This is a genomic window from Pirellulales bacterium (assembly GCA_035499655.1).
GTDB lineage: Bacteria > Planctomycetota > Planctomycetia > Pirellulales > JADZDJ01 > DATJYL01.
Genome location: DATJYL010000090.1, coordinates 1 through 16,580, shown reverse-complemented (window position 1 = coordinate 16,580; position 16,580 = coordinate 1). Strand labels below are relative to the sequence as shown.

Here is a 16,580-nt window from a genome sequence, read left to right as displayed (position 1 = left end):
CGGCTGTGCGTCGAACAACGCACTGCCGGCACGCAGTAATCCGCGCAAACTACCGTACAGCGAATAGAGCGCATGTACGGCGTGCGCATGGAGCGTCGTTTTATCGTTCGTTTTCGCCTTGCGAATATCGACGATGTTTTTGCGATTGGCAAAAACGAAGCGATTCGCGATGGCGTTTAACGAGCGATTCATGACCGACTCCTGCGCTAGGGGCGCGGTTGGAGAGAAAAAACAGAACCCACATTCAACTGTCGCTTGTGCGGCGCCGGGTGTCAAGTTCGACAAATACGCGATTTATCGGGCTAGCGGAGCCGTGCCGAGGTGCGAAAACGACCTCGACTCCTCTAAGACGCGGTATCGGCGAAAAGGTTCGCGAAAAACCGAGAAATTTTAAGTGGTTGCTATGATTCGAGTTACGGCTTTATCCACCGATGTAGCCGCAGGCTCATAGCCTCCGGAGCACAACGCTTTGCGACAAATAGCTCGCAAGCGGATTTGGCGAGTGTAAGCGTGGCACTGGCGAATACGGCGGTCAACTTCCGTCAGCAGCGACACGTCGTCGAGCTGGGCCATTTCGTCGGGTAATAGCGGCTGGGCAAAGCGGACGTGAATCACCGACAAGCCCGGCAATGGCCGGCGCTTGGGCCACGCATCGTACGCGCCATCAATCGCCATGGGGAGCAACGGCACTTTGGAGCGGCGTGCTAGCGCCAGAAAGCCTGGCTTCAACTGCCCCACTTCGCCGTCGCGGGTCCGGGTGCCTTCAGGAAAAATCAGCAGCATCTCGCCCGCTTTGAGCCGCTTCAAACTTTCCTTGAGTCCACCCAGGCCGATGCCTTCGCGATCAATGGGAATGGCATCGAGCGAATTAATTAGCCAGCGAAACGGCGCGAACCAAAACAGCGTATCACGGGCAACGTAGTTCAATCGCCGATCGATCGAAAGGCCAACTAATATTGGATCAAAATGGCTTTGATGATTCGACACCACCAACACACCGCCCGTTTGCGGAGCATATTGCCGATTAAAAACACGGATGCGAAAGAAAGACACGCCGACCAAGCGGCATACGACGCGCAAGAAATCGTACCACAGGCGTTTGGGAAGCGATCGCTGGGCCATGGCGTGTCAAAGCAGAACGCAGAATGCAGAAGGCAGGAAAATAAGGAATCGCTTGTTAAATGCTAATTGGCGAGAAGATACAAATCCATCCGCTTGCAACTGCAAAGATCTTTTCATCAATCCTCCGCCTTCTGCTTTCTGCCTTCTGCTTTCTGCATTTTCCCGCACACAATCGCTTCCAGGCGGTTAACGACTTCGTCTTCGCTTAAACCGTCCGTGGAAAAGCGGATCGCATCCGCGGCCGGCACCAGCGGGCCCACGCTGCGGGTACTGTCGCTGCGGTCGCGCTCCTGCTGCTGCTTTAGCACTTCGGCCAGCAAAACCGTTTCGCCCCGGGCTTGCAAATCGAGCATTCTGCGGCGGGCTCGTTCCTCGGGGCTGGCCGTAAGAAAAATTTTGCACTGGGCCTGTGGGAATACGACCGTGCCCTGATCGCGCCCTTCGGCAACAATGTTATCATTGCCGGCTGCCTCGCGCTGCAATTGCACTAAATGTTCGCGCACCCGCGGATTGTTGGCCGCGTAATGCGTCACTTCGGTGATTTGCGAACTGCGGATTTCGGCGGTCACGTCTTGGCCGTCCAGGAGCACTTTGTCCGGAGCAAGTTGAATCCTTAGCCGTCGCGCCAGCGCGGCCAATGCCGGCGGATCGTCCCAATTCAATCCGGCCCGCACGGCAGCCAAGGCCACGGCCCGATACATCGCCCCCGTATTCAGCAAACGAAAACCCAACCGCCGCGCCAGTGCATGGGCAGCGGTGCTTTTACCGGCGCCGGCAGGTCCATCGACGGTAACAATCATTGTGGGAAAGTGGCCAGTGGTCGGTAGTCAGAATACGGAAAGCAGACGAGAGCGACAGGTTTCAGAAAACAAGGTAGCGAATTTACTAAAAGTTTCCAACCGCTTGCGGTTTAGCAGAATTACCTCTCACGATCAGCACTCATCCCAGGATCTTTTGCGCGGCCGTGCGAATGTCCCCCTGAACTTGCTCGACGGTCCGGTTGGCATCGATGACGACAATCCGATCCGGCCGGCGAGCGGCTTCGGCCAAAAAGCCGGTGCGGAGCCGCTGGCGGAAATCGTCGCCGTGCTGCTCCATGCGGTCTAGTTGGCGCTGGATGCGAAGCTGCGCCGCGGCCGGCGGCATATCGAGCAAAAACGTAAGGTCCGGTTCAATTCCCAGGGTAATGAATTGGCCGATCTCCCAGAGCTGCTGCACATCGAGTCCGCCGGCATGACCCTGATAGACCACATTGGCCAAAAGAAATCTGTCGGACACCACGATGCTCCCGGCGGCCAATGCCGGCTGGATCACGTGTTCCACCAATTGGGCGCGGGCCGCCATGTACAACAGCATTTCGCTCATACGGCTGATGGCCAGGTCCTGCCGATCGAGCAGCAGATTGCGAACTGCCTCGCCCAGTGGCGTGCCGCCCGGATCGCGACAGGCAACCACGGTGTGTCCACCCTCGCGCAGCCAATCGCAGAACAATGCGATTTGCGTCGATTTGCCGCCGCCGTCGATGCCGTCGAAGCTGAAAAACATAATAGGCTGAGTGACGAATGTCCAAGCTCGAATGACGTATGAATTGGTGGACGTTTCCGACGGTTTGTCATCCCCAATCGTACAATTGCAACATGCGTTTCGCATGGTTTACGATCAACTTTTGCAATTGCGGCGGCCCTAAGACCTTGGCTTGGTCGCCATAGCCCAAAACCCACCAGGAGATTTCGGTCAATCCTTTCACGGTGGCGGAAAAATCGAGCGTGCCGTCTTCGTTCCATTTGACGGCTTGCGATTTGTGCCAATTGACTTCGGCCACGTTGCGGGCCACTTTTTGGGAAAATCGCACGCTCACTTCATAATCGGGACCAGGATCGCCAATCAAGTGCCAGGCGTTGCCTAAATAGCGCTCCAACGAAAAATTGCGGGGAATTTGGTAACGATCTTCGGTCGGTTCCAGTCGACGGATGCGCGTCACATTGAAGGTCCGCACCGAGCGATGAATGCTCGACCGCCCGATCACGTACCAACTGTGCTTGGTGAACAACAATCGGTAGGGTGAAAGCCGGGTTTTGATGACGGTGCGAGCCGATAAATCGTCGTAATCAATGCGCACGCAGCGGCGCTCGGAAATCGATTCCACCAATTCTTGATAAATGTGAGACTTATCGCCCAGCGGGCTGGGTTGGTGCAGGCGGATTTGGATCGCGTCGGCCATGCCGCGAAGTTGCCTGCGGAGTGCAGCGGGCAAACTGCTTTCCAGCTTTAACGCAGCGGTTCGGGCCGGAGCCAAGAAGGGCATTTGCCGGACATCCCCCAACTCGTGACACAACACCAGCACGGCCAAGGCCTCGCTGGCGGTAAATTTGGTGGGGGGCAGGAAGTACGTGTCGTCGAGATGATAAACCTGAAATTCGTCATCGTGTTTCAGCGGCACGTCGGCGCGACGCAACACTTCCAGATCGCGAAACACCGTCCGCCGGCTGATATTGCAGTGGGCCGCCAGCGACTCAACGTTGTGACCTTTTCCAGCCTGAAGTAGGCCGATCATCCGAAGCAGTCGGTTGAGACGGGTCAGATTCATCAGAACCGGTCGACTTCCATCCGTCGACGCTGGAATTGTTGCTGGCAGAACTGGAAGGTTGATCGGCCGCCTTGTCGGTCGGGGAATTCAGCGACAAATCGCCCCAATCGAACGGCGTTTGGGCGCTGGCCTGTCGTACATGGTTATCTGCTATGACACTGTTTGTCGTGTTCGTTGTTGCGGCAGCAGCCTTCGAAGGGGCGACCGCGACTGAATTGTTCGAACTACTGCTGGGCGAAACGCTGCTGATCCTCAGCGAACTGCGTTGCCCCACCGGTTGTGCAGTCGCCACACCCGGCGCGGCCGCTTTACTCGGCGAAGTACCATTACTGACCGGCGATAGTCGGGAACCGGGCCTGGTGGCCGCGGGACCGGGCATCGGCGCCGGCAATTCCTGTTTGTTGTTCGGCATGACTCCTTGTTGAGGTGCCGGCGTCGATATTTGCTCGCCCGATGCTTCAACCGGCTGCCCGCCCACATAACCGGCGGTGCCGTCGGAATTTTGGAACTGTGGGAACGGCCCTTCGCTGAACACGGCCGGGCGCGAAAATCCATAGTCCATGTACATTCCGGCGTCACGAGCCCGGGCACGGCGTTTGGCATCGAAATATGCCTTGGCCGGCCAAGGTCCTTCCGCCAGGTAGACGCCATTGTACTCCAATAGCGAGCCTTTGCGGTAGTGAACCAACATAATGGCTTTGTTGTAATCGGTCAGTGAGCGATAGTAGGCCGCTTCGGCATCGGCCTGGTTGCGCTGGGCTTCCAGCAACAAGTCGAGGGTGACGGTGCCGGCGTCGTAGGCGGCTTTGACCGCTTCTACCTGCTGTTGGGCCGCCACTCGGCGATTGAAGTTCGTTTGCGACAATACGTAATTGGTGTCGACGTCGCGCATGGCGTCAGCCAATTGGTGCGATAATTCAAGCTCCTGGTCTTGCAGAATGGAGCGTTCGCGGGCCAACTGCAATTGGGCATTGCGCACCGCGGCCAGCGGCTGGCGGAAGCCAATGGGCATGCTGAACTCGGCGCTGAGCTCCCATTCCTGATAATTCCCGCTGGCCAAGGTGGAAAAGGCGTCGGTGCCGGCAATGTTGCCATTAAACGGCGTGCCGGGTTGCTCGATCAAATCCTGGCCAACACCCAAGAAGCGGTACTTGCCACCGACATCCAAACGCGGCAATAAGAGGTTTTTAGAGGCGATCAACTGCATTTCCATCTGCTTGATGCGCCACTTTTCTTGGCGGAGTTCAACGGAGCGGCACAATCCTTCGGCATGCACTTCGGACCAGTCGAACACCACTTTGGCGTCGGTCGGTTCGTCCGCGGGGCGGATCAGTCGACCGTCGGTGGCCGCCAAGCCCATCATGTACCGCAGCCGGTTTTCGGCACGGTATAGGTCGTTCAGGGCCGTTTCCAACGAAGCGCGGAACAGGAAGTATTGAGCGCGAGATTGGGCTTCCTTGTCGGCTTCGCCGCCGCGGGCGCCCACTTCGTATTTGGCATGCACTTCTTTCCAGGTTTGCAAGGCGGCATCGCGGCCCCCCTTGGTGGCTTCCAAGTTGCGATAGGCAAAATACAATTCCCAATACGCGTTTTCGACATCTTCCACGAAATTTCGCACGCCCGCTTCAAAATCGGCCAGGCGAATATCGGTGCGGATGCGGGCAATAATCACGCCGTCGTACTGCAAATAAGTGCCCACGCCGCGCAGCGGATCGTACGGACCGGCAATGCGGTTGTACAAGCTGCCGGCGCCTTGCAACAAAGGTTGCTTGATGCCCAATTCGAAGTTTTGCGTCCAGTCGCTGCTGGTTTGCTGGAACGTGTTGTTGCTGTCGTTGTAAATGGTGTTGCTGAATGCGCTAACTTCAGCGCCGGTGGCAGTCGTTTTGGTGATGCCGGTTTGGAACGTGCCGGTGTCGCCCTGAAACACGTTGTCCGGAAACTGCGCGATTAAATTCGGATTCAAATTTTGCGGCTCGTCGTGCTTATCCCACACGGCGCTGGCCTGTAATTGGGCGTCGAACGCCGACAACGCGCCTTCCACGCCGAAGATCGGGTCGGTTTCGAACAATGCCGGCTCGTAAACCGTCATCACGCTCGGCGATTGCGTCAGCAACACTTCCGGCGTTTGCGTGACCTGGGTGCGGGCGGTATTGGGCTGAATAAACAGGCGCACACCCAGCGAGCGCATTACTTTGCCGTTTTCCAGTGCAATTTTGACCGCATCTTCCAAACTCAGATCCCACATTTCTTCCGGCTTGGGATTGCTCACCGTCAGCGGCGCCGGCGGATCGTTCACTTCCTGAATGCTGCACGTCTTGGTGTCCGGATACTCGATGTTCGTCGCCATGCCCACATAGTGCGACAAATCTCCGTCCTCGCAGAAGTAGAACGGTTGCGTAGGCGAGCAGCCCGTGGCACACGCTGCCAGGACTAATAAGCAGGCCGACACCAATAATCGCCGGCTGAATCGGATGCGGTAGTTCATTGCTTTCACATCCCCCGTGGGAGTCTGCTGGGCGACGGTCCGCAGCGTCAGGCGCTGGTGACCGTCGAAAATCGCTGATGCGATCCACGTCATTCCCCCCCCGGGACCAATTGCTGCTAGCACACGCGCGCCGAAGCGCGCTACGTGCCGGTACAAATGGCAGACTTGGTATCGGCGTGCCATGCCGCAGACTTTTGCAAAAACGCAAAATCACCGCGATCGGCAAAGTTCAAACAGACATCGCGGTTTCGCTAGGTTGCTCAGAACTCGAAAGCAGCGCCAGCAGCTAGCATTTTTATCCGCTGGAACCCTTATTCGGCAGCGATTTGGACATGGCGGACAAATGACGCTGGTAGTCTGCCGGATGGTCCATGTCAGCGAGCAGCAGCGGATCGGTCATTACCAGTTCGAAAATATCTTCCGCATGAGCTTCCAACAGTCCGCGGAGTCCGACTCCGTCGTGGCGGGTAAGGATTTCGCCGAAATAGCGGGCTGAAATGATCGTCGGGTGCCCCCGCTTTCCGCCACAGATAGGCAATACGATGCCGCAGTTTTGGCTGCGATGTGCCGCGACCACCTGCTTCACCAGCGCGGAGGTGATGGAGGGCTGATCTCCGAGCACGACCATCGCCGCCTCGCAATCCGGCGGCAACGCGTGTACCCCGCAGCGGACAGAACTGAGCATCTCTCCCTGGGGGTCTGAATTATGAACGATGGCCAGCGGTCGATCGGCCAGCGCTTCCGTAATGGCCATGCTATCGGTGCTGCCTTGCGGCCCGACCACGACCACAAGCTGCCGGACGCCGCCGGCCAAAATGCGGTCGACAATGTTCTCAATCACGGTTTGGCCCCCCAACGGGAGCAACAGCTTTTGTGTTCCCATCCGGCACGAACGTCCGGCAGCCAAGATAATCGCAGCGATATTCACGGGCATTTTTTAACCGCAGAGAGCGCGGAGGAACACAGAGGAAAACAGACAGAAATTTTAGAAATTATTCACCAATCGTTTGATTCCGTCTTTGAGATGTAAGGCATGAAAGTTGATTAGCAGTCCTACTTTCATGTCGCTGAGCTTGAGATAGGAAAGCAGTTGAGCTTGATGAATTGGATGCAATTCCTCAACTGCTTTTAGCTCAACAATCACTTGCTTTTCCACTACAAGATCGAGCCGATAGCCAACTTCGATGGTGATACCATCATATTCAATCGGCAACGGAACTTGCGATTCAACTTTCAAGCCACGACGACTTAACTCAAACCTCAAGCACGCTTCATAGGCCGACTCAAGAAGTCCTGGACCGAGTCGTGAATGAACTTTCATCGCCGCATCAATAATCATGCCACTGACTGCATTGATATCCTTCGTTTCTGTTTGCATTTCCTCTGCGCCCTCCGCGTCCTCTGCGGTCAATTCAATCGAGACTACCATCACGCTTGGGCGGCGAGTTTTATCGGCATTTGGCGAATGCGTTGGCCGGTGGCGTGGAACACGGCGTTGGCAATGGCCGGGGCAATGGCGATGATGGGCGTTTCGCCCGCGCCGGCGGAAGGCGCTTCGGGCCGGTCGAACGGCTTATTGAGCAAGTGAATGTCCAATTCCGGCACGTCGTCAAACCGCGGCACCAAGTACTTGGAGAAGGCTGCATTGAGCATTTTGCCGCCGGCGAATTTCATCTCCTCGCGCAAGGCGGCGCCAATACCCATGATGACGCCGCCCATGACCTGGGTGCGCAAATTTTCAGGATTGATGATGGCGCCGGCTTCAAACACTTCGCACACCCGGCGGACGGAAATTTCTCCACTTTTAGGGTCGACTTCCACTTCGGCGCAGGCGGCGACGACGGAGTTTTTATCGCTCCCGCAAGCCAGGCCGACGCCGACATTTTCGGCTTTTTTGCTGCGGCTGTCGGTCCAATTGAATCGCTGGGCGGCGGTTTGCAGAACTTCGCGCAAACGCGGATCGCCCAAATGCGCCAGCCGAAACTCCAACGGATCTTTACCCGCGGCATCGGCCAACTCGTCCATGAAGCTTTCGCGGGCGAACGTGTTGCCGGTGGCGCTAAGCGCGCGGTAACTGCCGTGCCGCAGCGGTGCAGCGGCCGCCTGCATTTGCGCGAATTTTTTGCCGACGCGGTAGGGCGGATCAACGGCCGATCGCTCCGGCGGATTGATGTTCACAAAATACCAACTGGTAATGTTGCCGTCGGCATCGAGGCTGGCTTCGGTTTTCACCAGCGCCGCGGCGCGAAAGTACGCCCAGGTGAATTCTTCGGCGCGGGTCCAATGTAGCAACACGGGCTTGCCGGCCTGTTTGGCGAGGCGGGCTGCTTCAATGGCGCTTTCGCCGGAATGCTTGCCGCCGAAGCCGCCGCCAAAGTCGGGCACGATTACGCGCACGCCTTCTTGCGGAATGTGAAAGGCCAGGGCTAACTCGCCGCGCACGCCAAACGGATTTTGCGAAGCGGTCCACACCCTCAGCTTGTCGTCTTCCCACTCGGCGACTTGCGAGCGCGGCTCCATGGGCGAATGCTGAATGTAGGCGACGTGATAATCTTGCTTCACCGTTTTCGCTGCTGCGGCGACCACGTCGGCATTGGGATTTTCGGGCACGCCGCCGCGAGCGGTTTTTTCCAAATGCTCGAAGAGTTGGTCGCTGTCGGGATGCGAAGGATGTTCCCACTGGGCGGTGGGGGCGATGGCTTCGATGGCTTGCGTGGCCTGATAGGTCGTGGGCGCGGCGACGCCGACAAAGTCGCCGTCTTTCACCACCACGACGCCTTCCATTGCCTGGGCGGGGCTGACGTCAACGGAGATCAGCTTCGCACCTTTCGATTGCAAGCCGAACGTGGGCGGGCGGAGAACTTTGCCGTACATCATGCCGGGGCGGCGGATGTCGGACGGATATTGATGCTCGCCGGTTACCAGTTCCTGCCGGTTGGGACGCGGCGTGGGAACGCCCATCACTTTCCAATTTTTGACGGGCGTAAAATCGACGTGGTCGGGAAGATTTTCGCTGAACGCTTTGGCGGTGGATTCGGACGAGGCCAAATCGGCATAGGCGAATTCACGCTTGGTGGCAGTGTGAATGACTTTGCCGTCGCGGAGCTCGACAGCGGAATTATCGACGCCGAGTTCTTTGCAGGCGGCATCGACGAGCATTTGCCGGGCCGCGGCGCATGCGCGGCGAATGGCCGGCACCGTGTTGGGCGTGGAACCACTGCCGGCGGTTAAGCCATCGTTCGGCACCAGCGCCGTGTCGGCCATGATCAGCGTGATTGCGGAAACGGGCAGGCGCAACTCTTCGGCGGCGGCTTCGGCGAATTCGGTGCGCGACCCTTGGCCGCATTCGACTTTGCCGGTGAGCAGGGTGACCGTGCCTTCGTTACCAATGTGCAGCCGGGCTGAAACTTTGGCCGGAGCGCCACCGCGGCCTCCGCCTTTCCCGCCTGCTTTGCGCTGGGTGGCTTCGCGGCGGAGAGCATCTTCTTCGTTTTCCTGCGCCCAGAGAGGCTCGGTCACCGCGATGAGCAAGCCGGCGCCGAGGGTTTGCAACACGCGGCGGCGATTGATGCCGAAGTTGAATTGGATGCGATCGACCGGTTCGTCGTATGCCAGCGCCACCGGATCGGGGACTGCCTGGATGAAGAGGCCATCGCCGTTGTTCATTCCCTCGCCCTGTGGGAGAGGGTTGGACCGGGGCTGCTGTGCTTCATGATGAGCAGCGTAGCCTGTTTTATTTTTCCGCAGGGTGACGGTGCTCATGATTGGCTCCTCCCTGCCAGCGTGGTGTTTTTGGCGGCGCGGCGGACGGCATTGCTGATTTTTGGATAGCTGCAACAGCGGCAAATATTACGGTTCATGCCGGCGACAATTTCCGCTTCGGTGGGATGCGGTTTGTCGTTCAACAGCGCCACGGCCGCCATGATCATGCCCGATGTGCAATAAGCACACTGAAAAGCGTTTTCTTCCAAAAACGCTTCTTGCACGGGATGCAGCTTGTCCCCCTCGGCCAGTCCTTCGATGGTTTGGACGGTTTTGTCCGCAACGCTTTCAATCGGCGTGCGACAAGAAAACACCCGCTTGCCATCCAACAGCACACTGCACGCGCCGCACCGGGCTTCGCCACAGCCGTATTTGGTGCCGGTCAGTTCAAAATCTTCCCGCAGCACATCTAACAGGGGCCGCTCAGGATCAGTAGTAACCGAGCGCTTGCGGCCGTTAACGGTCAGCGTAAACGTCGCTTCCATAGAAATCCCCTAGCGAGGACACAGAAGTAACACCAAGCCCGGCGCTATTTAAGGTATCTGGTTGGCACGGCCCTGTCTAGCAATGCCCTCTGGCGGCAAGAATGCCCGCATTATCCGCCGGAAAATCAATTTCTGGAACTTTTGGCGCGCTGGCAGCGTCGAATTTGACGAACCGCATGTAACTGCGGGCCTGTTTTAAGCAGCGTCTTCCTGGGAGTCATCAATATGCCTGGCTATTTTTCTATCTCACGGTGCGCGCCTATGACGGCGGCGCTGGTTGTTTCTGTAGCGACGTTGATCTTTGTCCCCTGCGTTGCCCAAGCGCGGATTAAGCTAATCACTCTGCCGGTGCGGGAGCGCGTGGAAATTCAACTCGATAATCCCAATGCCACGCTCGTGGAAGAAGAACGAATTGTCCCGCTGGTGAAGGGAGAAAATCAGGTCGATTTTTCCTGGGCCAATACGCAAATCGATCCCGACAGCATTGTGTTCCGCGTGGTGGCGCCGGTGGCAAATCAAGACGACGCCAACAGCAAGCCGCCGGAGGTGAAAGTCCTTTCGGTCAGCTATCCGCCCAACGAAGCGGCGCTGGTGTGGAGTGTGGGGGCCGCCGATTCCGGCTCGGCTCGAGTGCGCATCAGCTATGTGCTGGGCAATTTAACGAAGAGCTTTAACTATCGGGCCGTGGCCAGTCACGACGAAGCCACGCTGGCACTGTCGGAATACATGCGGCTGCAAAATTCCGCCAACGAAGAGTTCGGCAGCACCGGTTTGTGGGCCGGCTTTGGTCCGCGGTTTTTGAAACCCATCGGCAATAACGAAACCAAGGAAATGCTGGTCGAAAAGTTCGATTCCGTCCCCATTCGCAAAACCTACACCTGCAACCCGGCGGAATACGATTATTTAGACCGCGCCCAAAACAAGCTCCGCGTGCCCATGCACTACGTGCTCAAAAACGACAAAACCGATCACCTGGGCGTGGCCCCGCTGGAATACGGCAAGGTGCGGATTTTTATTGAAGGCGGCGGCGATCACAAAGAATCCTCCACCGCGTTTCTCGGCGAAGATTGGGGGCAATTCACGCCCATCGATGACGAGATGAAACTCTATTTGGGCGTGGCGCAAGATATTGTCGTCAAACGCACGCAGGAAAAAAACGAGCGGAAGCAAATTAGTGGCAACTTGCACGATGAAGAAGTCGTCATCAAGTACGAGATCGAAAACTTCAAAGATCAGCCCGTAACGCTGGATGTGGTCGAAGACATGCGCTACTTACGGCGCGAAGCCGGTGGTGGCGACAGCGACCGCGACGTGCAATGGCAATTAGGCAGCCAAACCACGTTCGACGGCGGCCCGGACAAGGAACACACCACGTTCGATCGGGTCATGTTCCACGTGAAGCTGCCGGCGCGCTCGGCCGACGGCAAAGCGGAGAAAAGCGTTCAGAAATTAGATGTGATACTGAAGAACGAATGGTAAACCCCTTCACAATTTCCAGCGGCCCCATTGAAAGCGAACAATCACATATGAAAACGTTATATATTGCGGCGGCATTGATTCTCGGCATGGTCTGGAGCGTAGCAATTGCCTCGGCCGGCAACGTCGACTTGTCGACCGTTCCCAAGCGCGATTCGTTGCAACTGACCATTTACAACAGCGAAGACCTGACGCTGGTGCGCGAAACACGCACAGTCACGTTCAAAAAGGGTGTAAATCCGCTGGAGTTTTCCTGGGCCAACACGCTGATCGACCCCAGCAGCGTGGAACTGAAGTTTCTGACACATGCCGACAAGCTCGACGTGCTCGACACCACCTTTCCACACGACAAGCCCCAAAAGCTGTATTGGAACGTCAGCAGCGACATCGATGGCGAAGTCACAATTCAAATCACGTATTTCACCAGTGGCATCACCTGGGCGGCCGATTACCTGTGCCTGGCCGACAAGGACGAACAGCAACTGGGCTTGGAAGGCTTTGTGCGCGTGACCAACAACAGCGGCGAAGATTATGAAGCCGCCCAGGTGCGGCTGGTGGTCGGCAATATCAACCTGGTGGAAAAAATCGCCCAGTTGGCGCAGGTACCGATGGATAAGGTGAAAAATTTGCCTGAAGCAACGATGCTGGGCATACGCCGCGAAGTGGCACAAAACGCAATGAGCAAAGGGGCATTAAGCGATATGAGTGCGGTCGCTGGCATTGGCGGGAATTTTGACGGTAAACAGAAAGAGATCATCAAAGAAGGACTCAGCGAGTACTTCATCTACACCATCGAAGGCACCGAAACCATCCCCAACGGCTGGTCGAAGCGGATGCGCAGCTTCGAGGGGAAAACCGTGCCCTTCAAAATTCAATATCGCTACCGGCCCCAGGAATATGGCGACCAATTGGTGCGAATGGTTTTGCTGACGAACGATAAAGATTCCAAGCTCGGCGCCACGCCGCTGCCCGACGGCACCGTGCGGGTCTTCCGCGACAATGGCCGCGACGGGTTAACGTATCTGACGCAGCAGCACATTAAATACGTGCCGATTGGCGATAAAATTGAATTGAACTTGGGTCCCGATCCAGAAGTGATTTTCGAACTACTCAAGCCGCACTTTGCACGCGACAATATTTGGGTGCAGTTGAACGGCCACAACGAGTATCGGCAAATCGGCGGGGCTGAGGCGGTAAAAGTGGATAACACTTCTGTCGCCGGCTGGGACGACCACAGCATTTACGACCAGCGCATTCGCAACTTCTCGGGCAAGCCCATCGACGTGGAAATTCGCCGCACGTATCCCGGGCACATCGTGTTTCGCAGCTCATTGGAACCAACGTTGTACGATTTCCAAACCGTACAATTCCAAAAGCAGGTCGCCCCCAGCGAAAAGGCCGATTTACTGTTTGAATTGGTCCAGCATCAGGGCTACAATGCCAAACAGCAGAATGTGACGCTGGAACAAGCTGAAATCAAGCCGTAATGCCGCACGTTGCGCTGTTCATTCCCTGTTATATCGACCAGTTTTATCCGCAAGTCGGGCTGGCCACGTGCGAGCTGCTGTCGCGCCTCGGCGTAACTTTCGAATTTCCCCGTGAGCAAACTTGCTGCGGTCAGCCGATGGCCAACACCGGCTGCACGGAAGACGCCCGACCGCTGGCCGAAAAATTTCTGCGGATTTTCAAAGATTTTGAGTACGTCGTGGCCCCTTCGGGCAGTTGCGTGGCGATGGTCCGGCAACATTACGACGAATATTTTCACGACCGCGGAGAATTGGAAACCGCATATCAAAAGCTGAAGGCCAAAACATTCGAACTGTGCGAATTTTTGACCGACGTGCTGCACGTGCAAAAGCTGGAGGGGAAATTTCCCTATCGCGTCGGCCTGCATCAAAGCTGCCACGGCCTGCGCGAATTGCGGCTGGCCAGCGACACGGAGTTGGTTGGCCCCTCGTATAATAAAGCGCGGTCGCTGCTGGAAATGATCGACGGCGTGCAACTCGTCCAGCTTCAGCGGCCCGACGAATGCTGCGGCTTCGGCGGCACCTTCGCCGTGAACGAAGAAGCCGTCTCGTGCATGATGGGCGAAGACCGCATTTACGATCACGAGCAGGCCGGCACGCAAGTGCTGACCGCCAACGACATGAGCTGCCTGATGCACTTGGAAGGGCTCATCCGCCGCCAGAAAAAACCAATCCGCGTCATGCACATCGCGGAGATTTTGGCAGGCAACTCAGTCTAATTCGGATGAGTGCATCGAACGTTGGACCAAAGCTCGGTTATGCCAAGACGATATGTTCGGGTATAATGGTTGGAGCGGAACGCAGTGATCGAAGGATACAAGTCGTGCCGACGATTCGAGATATTCCGGGGCCGTATCGGTTCTTCTTTTACAGTTTCGATTGTGCGGAGCCTCCGCATGTTCACGTACGACGTGAGCGGAAAACGTGCAAGTTTTGGTTGGAGCCGCTGTCTTTGGCAACGAACGAACGGTTTACAGCGAAAGAGCTAAACCGTATACGCGGATTAATTTTCGAAAACCTGCGATTGATTCAGGAGGCATGGGATGAGCATTGCGGCTAGCGAAGCCCGAATTAGCCGGATCGAAGTGACGAATGAATTGATCACAGCGTACCTCATCGATGGCCGGATTATCAGCGTGCCACTGGCTTGGTCGTGGCGACTTTCCGGAGCGACTGACGAACAACGGCGCCGTTGGGAGTTGATCGGCGACGGCGAGGGTGTTCATTGGCCAGACATTGATGAAGACCTTAGCGCCCACGGTATGTTGCACGGAAGTCCCGCTCGGCCGCCAAAACAGGCGGCGCACTAATCGCCATCGAGAATTCTTGTGTGATCGCTGATCCGCATCGCGTTCACTCATCTATGAATCACGCCACCCTCGCCACCGAATTTGTTCACAACCGCGAACGGGCGCATTGGCATGACACGGCGCTGTGGTTTGTGCGCTCCAAGCGGGATAAGGCGGCGCACTCGCTGCCGGAGTGGGAAACGCTGCGCGAAACGGCGTCGGCCATCAAGTTTCACACCATGTCGCGGTTGGCCGATTATTTGGAGCAGTTCGAGCGGCAGGCCACGGCCTTGGGCGCCACGGTGCATTGGGCCCGCGATGCAGCGGAGCACAACCAAATTGTGCTCGATATTTTGCAGCAGCACGGCGTAAAAAAACTCGTCAAAAGCAAATCGATGTTGACCGAGGAGTGCCATCTCAATCCGTACCTGGAGCGGCACGGTATTGAAGTGACCGATACCGACCTGGGCGAACGGATCGTGCAACTCGACCGCAAACCACCCAGCCACATTGTGATGCCGGCCATTCACATGAAGAAGGAAGAAATTGGCGAGCTGTTCCACAAGCATTTGCAAACGGCGGCCGGGGCGACCGATCCGCAGTATTTGGCCGAAGTCGCCCGGCAACATTTGCGGCACAAATTTATGGAAGCCGATGCGGGACTGACGGGCGTGAATTTCGCCGTCGCCGAGACTGGCGGCTTCGTCGTCTGCACGAACGAAGGCAATGCCGATTTGGGCGTCTCGTTGCCGAAATTGCACGTCGCCAGCATGGGCATCGAAAAATTGATTCCCCGGGCGAAAGATTTGGGCGTGTTCTTGCGGCTGCTCGCCCGTTCAGCAACGGGCCAGCCGATTACAACGTATTCATCGCACTTCCACGGTCCGCGCCCCGGCGGCGAACTGCACATTGTGATTGTCGACAACGGCCGCAGCCAACTGTTGGCCAGCGGGGAATTTCGCGGCTCGCTAAAGTGCATCCGCTGCGGGGCCTGCATGAACACGTGCCCGGTCTATCGTCGCAGTGGCGGCTACAGTTACGAAAACACGGTGCCCGGCCCGATCGGCTCTATTTTAGCGCCGGCCCGCGATCCGCAGCATTATTACAGCCTGCCGTATGCGTGCAGCCTGTGCGGCAGTTGCACCGACGTGTGCCCGGTGAAAATCGACATTCACCATCAATTGCTCACCTGGCGGCGGGAACTGGCGGTGCACGGCCATTTGCCGTGGACCAAACGCTGGTCGATGAAGCTGGCCAGCATTGTGCTGCGCACGACTTGGTTGTATGGTTTGATGGGTCGTGCAGGGCGATTTATGCTGCGGCATTCGCCACGGTGGCTGGTGTACAATCGCTTGAATGCGTGGGGCCGGCAACGCGAATTGCCCCCCGCGCCACTCCGCAGTTTCCGACAGCTTTACCAAGAGCGTTATGCGAACAATAAGACATCTACAGGAGAAAACAGTGGAAACGGAGATTCTTTGCTGTGATCGCTTGGCTTTTTCCGTTCGTTGTACCGCTTAAATTTGCGGTGGAGGGTTTCACACTCCTGAGCATTCTTGCCGCCGCCTTCTCTGTTCTCTCTGTTTTCTCCTGTTCCTTCTGCCTTGCTTAGAGTGTCTTGTGCATCCGCTATTTGAAAATGCTTCGAAATTGACAGAAACAATCATCGCAGCCGCAATTGAAGTGCATCGCGATAAAGGTCCAGGGCTCATCGAATCGATCTATGAATGGTGTTTGCTCAAAGAGTTAGGATTGCGCGGCCTTCAATGCGTCAATCAAAAGTGCGTGCAAATCGAGTACAAAGGATTCCAACGCGAAGAACCATTGCGGTTTGATATTTTGGTG

The 16,580-nt window shown here is 56.8% G+C and carries 16 protein-coding genes; 6 read left to right on the top strand and 10 right to left on the bottom strand.

What is annotated here, in order from left to right:
* From VMJ32_06505 to VMJ32_06460, 10 genes are all read right to left on the bottom strand, one after another.
* Positions 1 to 192: hypothetical protein (locus tag VMJ32_06505; GenBank protein ID HTQ38658.1), on the bottom strand; the 192-nt coding region annotated here is incomplete at its 3' end.
* Between the two features lie 198 nt (positions 193 to 390).
* Positions 391 to 1,122: a lysophospholipid acyltransferase family protein gene (locus VMJ32_06500; GenBank protein ID HTQ38657.1), complete on the bottom strand. Its 732-nt coding sequence runs from the start codon at positions 1,120 to 1,122 to the stop codon at positions 391 to 393.
* A 116-nt stretch (positions 1,123 to 1,238) separates the two neighbouring features.
* Positions 1,239 to 1,922 carry a (d)CMP kinase gene (gene cmk, locus VMJ32_06495; protein ID HTQ38656.1) on the bottom strand — a complete coding sequence of 228 codons (684 nt, stop codon included), beginning with the start codon at positions 1,920 to 1,922 and terminating at the stop codon, positions 1,239 to 1,241.
* A 139-nt stretch (positions 1,923 to 2,061) separates the two neighbouring features.
* The gene (gene tmk, locus VMJ32_06490) at positions 2,062 to 2,667 is read right to left on the bottom strand and encodes a dTMP kinase (protein HTQ38655.1); all 606 of its coding nucleotides are present in this window, start codon (positions 2,665 to 2,667) and stop codon (positions 2,062 to 2,064) included.
* Positions 2,668 to 2,734: 67 nt separating this feature from the next.
* The gene (locus VMJ32_06485) at positions 2,735 to 3,676 is read right to left on the bottom strand and encodes a WYL domain-containing protein (protein ID HTQ38654.1); all 942 of its coding nucleotides are present in this window, start codon (positions 3,674 to 3,676) and stop codon (positions 2,735 to 2,737) included.
* Positions 3,636 to 6,380 carry a TolC family protein gene (locus tag VMJ32_06480; protein HTQ38653.1) on the bottom strand — a complete coding sequence of 915 codons (2,745 nt, stop codon included), beginning with the start codon at positions 6,378 to 6,380 and terminating at the stop codon, positions 3,636 to 3,638. Before VMJ32_06480 ends, VMJ32_06485 begins: the two co-directional genes overlap by 41 nt.
* 112 nt (positions 6,381 to 6,492) lie before the next feature.
* Entirely contained in the window at positions 6,493 to 7,131 is a 639-nt protein-coding gene (locus VMJ32_06475) for a nucleotidyltransferase family protein (protein ID HTQ38652.1), read from the bottom strand.
* A 51-nt stretch (positions 7,132 to 7,182) separates the two neighbouring features.
* The gene (locus tag VMJ32_06470; protein HTQ38651.1) at positions 7,183 to 7,626 is read right to left on the bottom strand and encodes a GxxExxY protein; all 444 of its coding nucleotides are present in this window, start codon (positions 7,624 to 7,626) and stop codon (positions 7,183 to 7,185) included.
* Positions 7,626 to 9,959 carry a molybdopterin cofactor-binding domain-containing protein gene (locus tag VMJ32_06465; GenBank protein HTQ38650.1) on the bottom strand — a complete coding sequence of 778 codons (2,334 nt, stop codon included), beginning with the start codon at positions 9,957 to 9,959 and terminating at the stop codon, positions 7,626 to 7,628. Before VMJ32_06465 ends, VMJ32_06470 begins: the two co-directional genes overlap by 1 nt.
* Positions 9,956 to 10,444: a (2Fe-2S)-binding protein gene (locus VMJ32_06460; GenBank protein ID HTQ38649.1), complete on the bottom strand. Its 489-nt coding sequence runs from the start codon at positions 10,442 to 10,444 to the stop codon at positions 9,956 to 9,958. The genes VMJ32_06465 and VMJ32_06460 overlap by 4 nt, the downstream gene beginning before the upstream one ends.
* A 225-nt stretch (positions 10,445 to 10,669) precedes the next feature.
* Between VMJ32_06460 and VMJ32_06455 the strand changes: the two genes are divergently transcribed.
* The 6 genes from VMJ32_06455 to VMJ32_06430 form a co-directional block, all read left to right on the top strand.
* The gene (locus tag VMJ32_06455; GenBank protein HTQ38648.1) at positions 10,670 to 11,923 is read left to right on the top strand and encodes a hypothetical protein; all 1,254 of its coding nucleotides are present in this window, start codon (positions 10,670 to 10,672) and stop codon (positions 11,921 to 11,923) included.
* Between the two features lie 47 nt (positions 11,924 to 11,970).
* Positions 11,971 to 13,407 carry a hypothetical protein gene (locus tag VMJ32_06450; protein HTQ38647.1) on the top strand — a complete coding sequence of 479 codons (1,437 nt, stop codon included), beginning with the start codon at positions 11,971 to 11,973 and terminating at the stop codon, positions 13,405 to 13,407.
* Positions 13,407 to 14,165, top strand: a complete 759-nt coding sequence (locus VMJ32_06445) for a (Fe-S)-binding protein (protein ID HTQ38646.1) — start codon at positions 13,407 to 13,409, stop codon at positions 14,163 to 14,165. The genes VMJ32_06450 and VMJ32_06445 overlap by 1 nt, the downstream gene beginning before the upstream one ends.
* Positions 14,166 to 14,489: 324 nt before the next feature.
* Positions 14,490 to 14,756 (top strand): DUF2442 domain-containing protein, encoded by a 267-nt coding sequence (locus VMJ32_06440; protein ID HTQ38645.1) that lies wholly within the window; start codon positions 14,490 to 14,492, stop codon positions 14,754 to 14,756.
* 53 nt (positions 14,757 to 14,809) lie between these two features.
* A complete protein-coding gene (locus tag VMJ32_06435; protein ID HTQ38644.1) occupies positions 14,810 to 16,222 on the top strand; it encodes a lactate utilization protein B in 1,413 nt (470 codons plus the stop codon).
* A 133-nt stretch (positions 16,223 to 16,355) separates the two neighbouring features.
* Positions 16,356 to 16,580: GxxExxY protein (locus VMJ32_06430; protein HTQ38643.1), on the top strand; the 225-nt coding region annotated here is incomplete at its 3' end.

Bases quoted from the DNA above. Each gene is read 5' to 3' on its own strand.
- VMJ32_06450 (HTQ38647.1), top strand. From the start codon at position 11,971: ATGAAAACGTTATATATTGCGGCGGCATTGATTCTCGGCATGGTCTGG.
- VMJ32_06460 (HTQ38649.1), bottom strand. From the start codon at position 10,444: ATGGAAGCGACGTTTACGCTGACCGTTAACGGCCGCAAGCGCTCGGTT.
- VMJ32_06470 (HTQ38651.1), bottom strand. From the start codon at position 7,626: ATGGTAGTCTCGATTGAATTGACCGCAGAGGACGCGGAGGGCGCAGAG.
- VMJ32_06465 (HTQ38650.1), bottom strand. From the start codon at position 9,959: ATGAGCACCGTCACCCTGCGGAAAAATAAAACAGGCTACGCTGCTCAT.
- VMJ32_06435 (HTQ38644.1), top strand. From the start codon at position 14,810: ATGAATCACGCCACCCTCGCCACCGAATTTGTTCACAACCGCGAACGG.
- cmk (HTQ38656.1), bottom strand. From the start codon at position 1,922: ATGATTGTTACCGTCGATGGACCTGCCGGCGCCGGTAAAAGCACCGCT.
- VMJ32_06440 (HTQ38645.1), top strand. From the start codon at position 14,490: ATGAGCATTGCGGCTAGCGAAGCCCGAATTAGCCGGATCGAAGTGACG.
- VMJ32_06485 (HTQ38654.1), bottom strand. From the start codon at position 3,676: ATGATCGGCCTACTTCAGGCTGGAAAAGGTCACAACGTTGAGTCGCTG.
- VMJ32_06455 (HTQ38648.1), top strand. From the start codon at position 10,670: ATGCCTGGCTATTTTTCTATCTCACGGTGCGCGCCTATGACGGCGGCG.
- VMJ32_06500 (HTQ38657.1), bottom strand. From the start codon at position 1,122: ATGGCCCAGCGATCGCTTCCCAAACGCCTGTGGTACGATTTCTTGCGC.
- VMJ32_06475 (HTQ38652.1), bottom strand. From the start codon at position 7,131: ATGCCCGTGAATATCGCTGCGATTATCTTGGCTGCCGGACGTTCGTGC.
- VMJ32_06445 (HTQ38646.1), top strand. From the start codon at position 13,407: ATGCCGCACGTTGCGCTGTTCATTCCCTGTTATATCGACCAGTTTTAT.
- tmk (HTQ38655.1), bottom strand. From the start codon at position 2,667: ATGTTTTTCAGCTTCGACGGCATCGACGGCGGCGGCAAATCGACGCAA.
- VMJ32_06480 (HTQ38653.1), bottom strand. From the start codon at position 6,380: ATGGCACGCCGATACCAAGTCTGCCATTTGTACCGGCACGTAGCGCGC.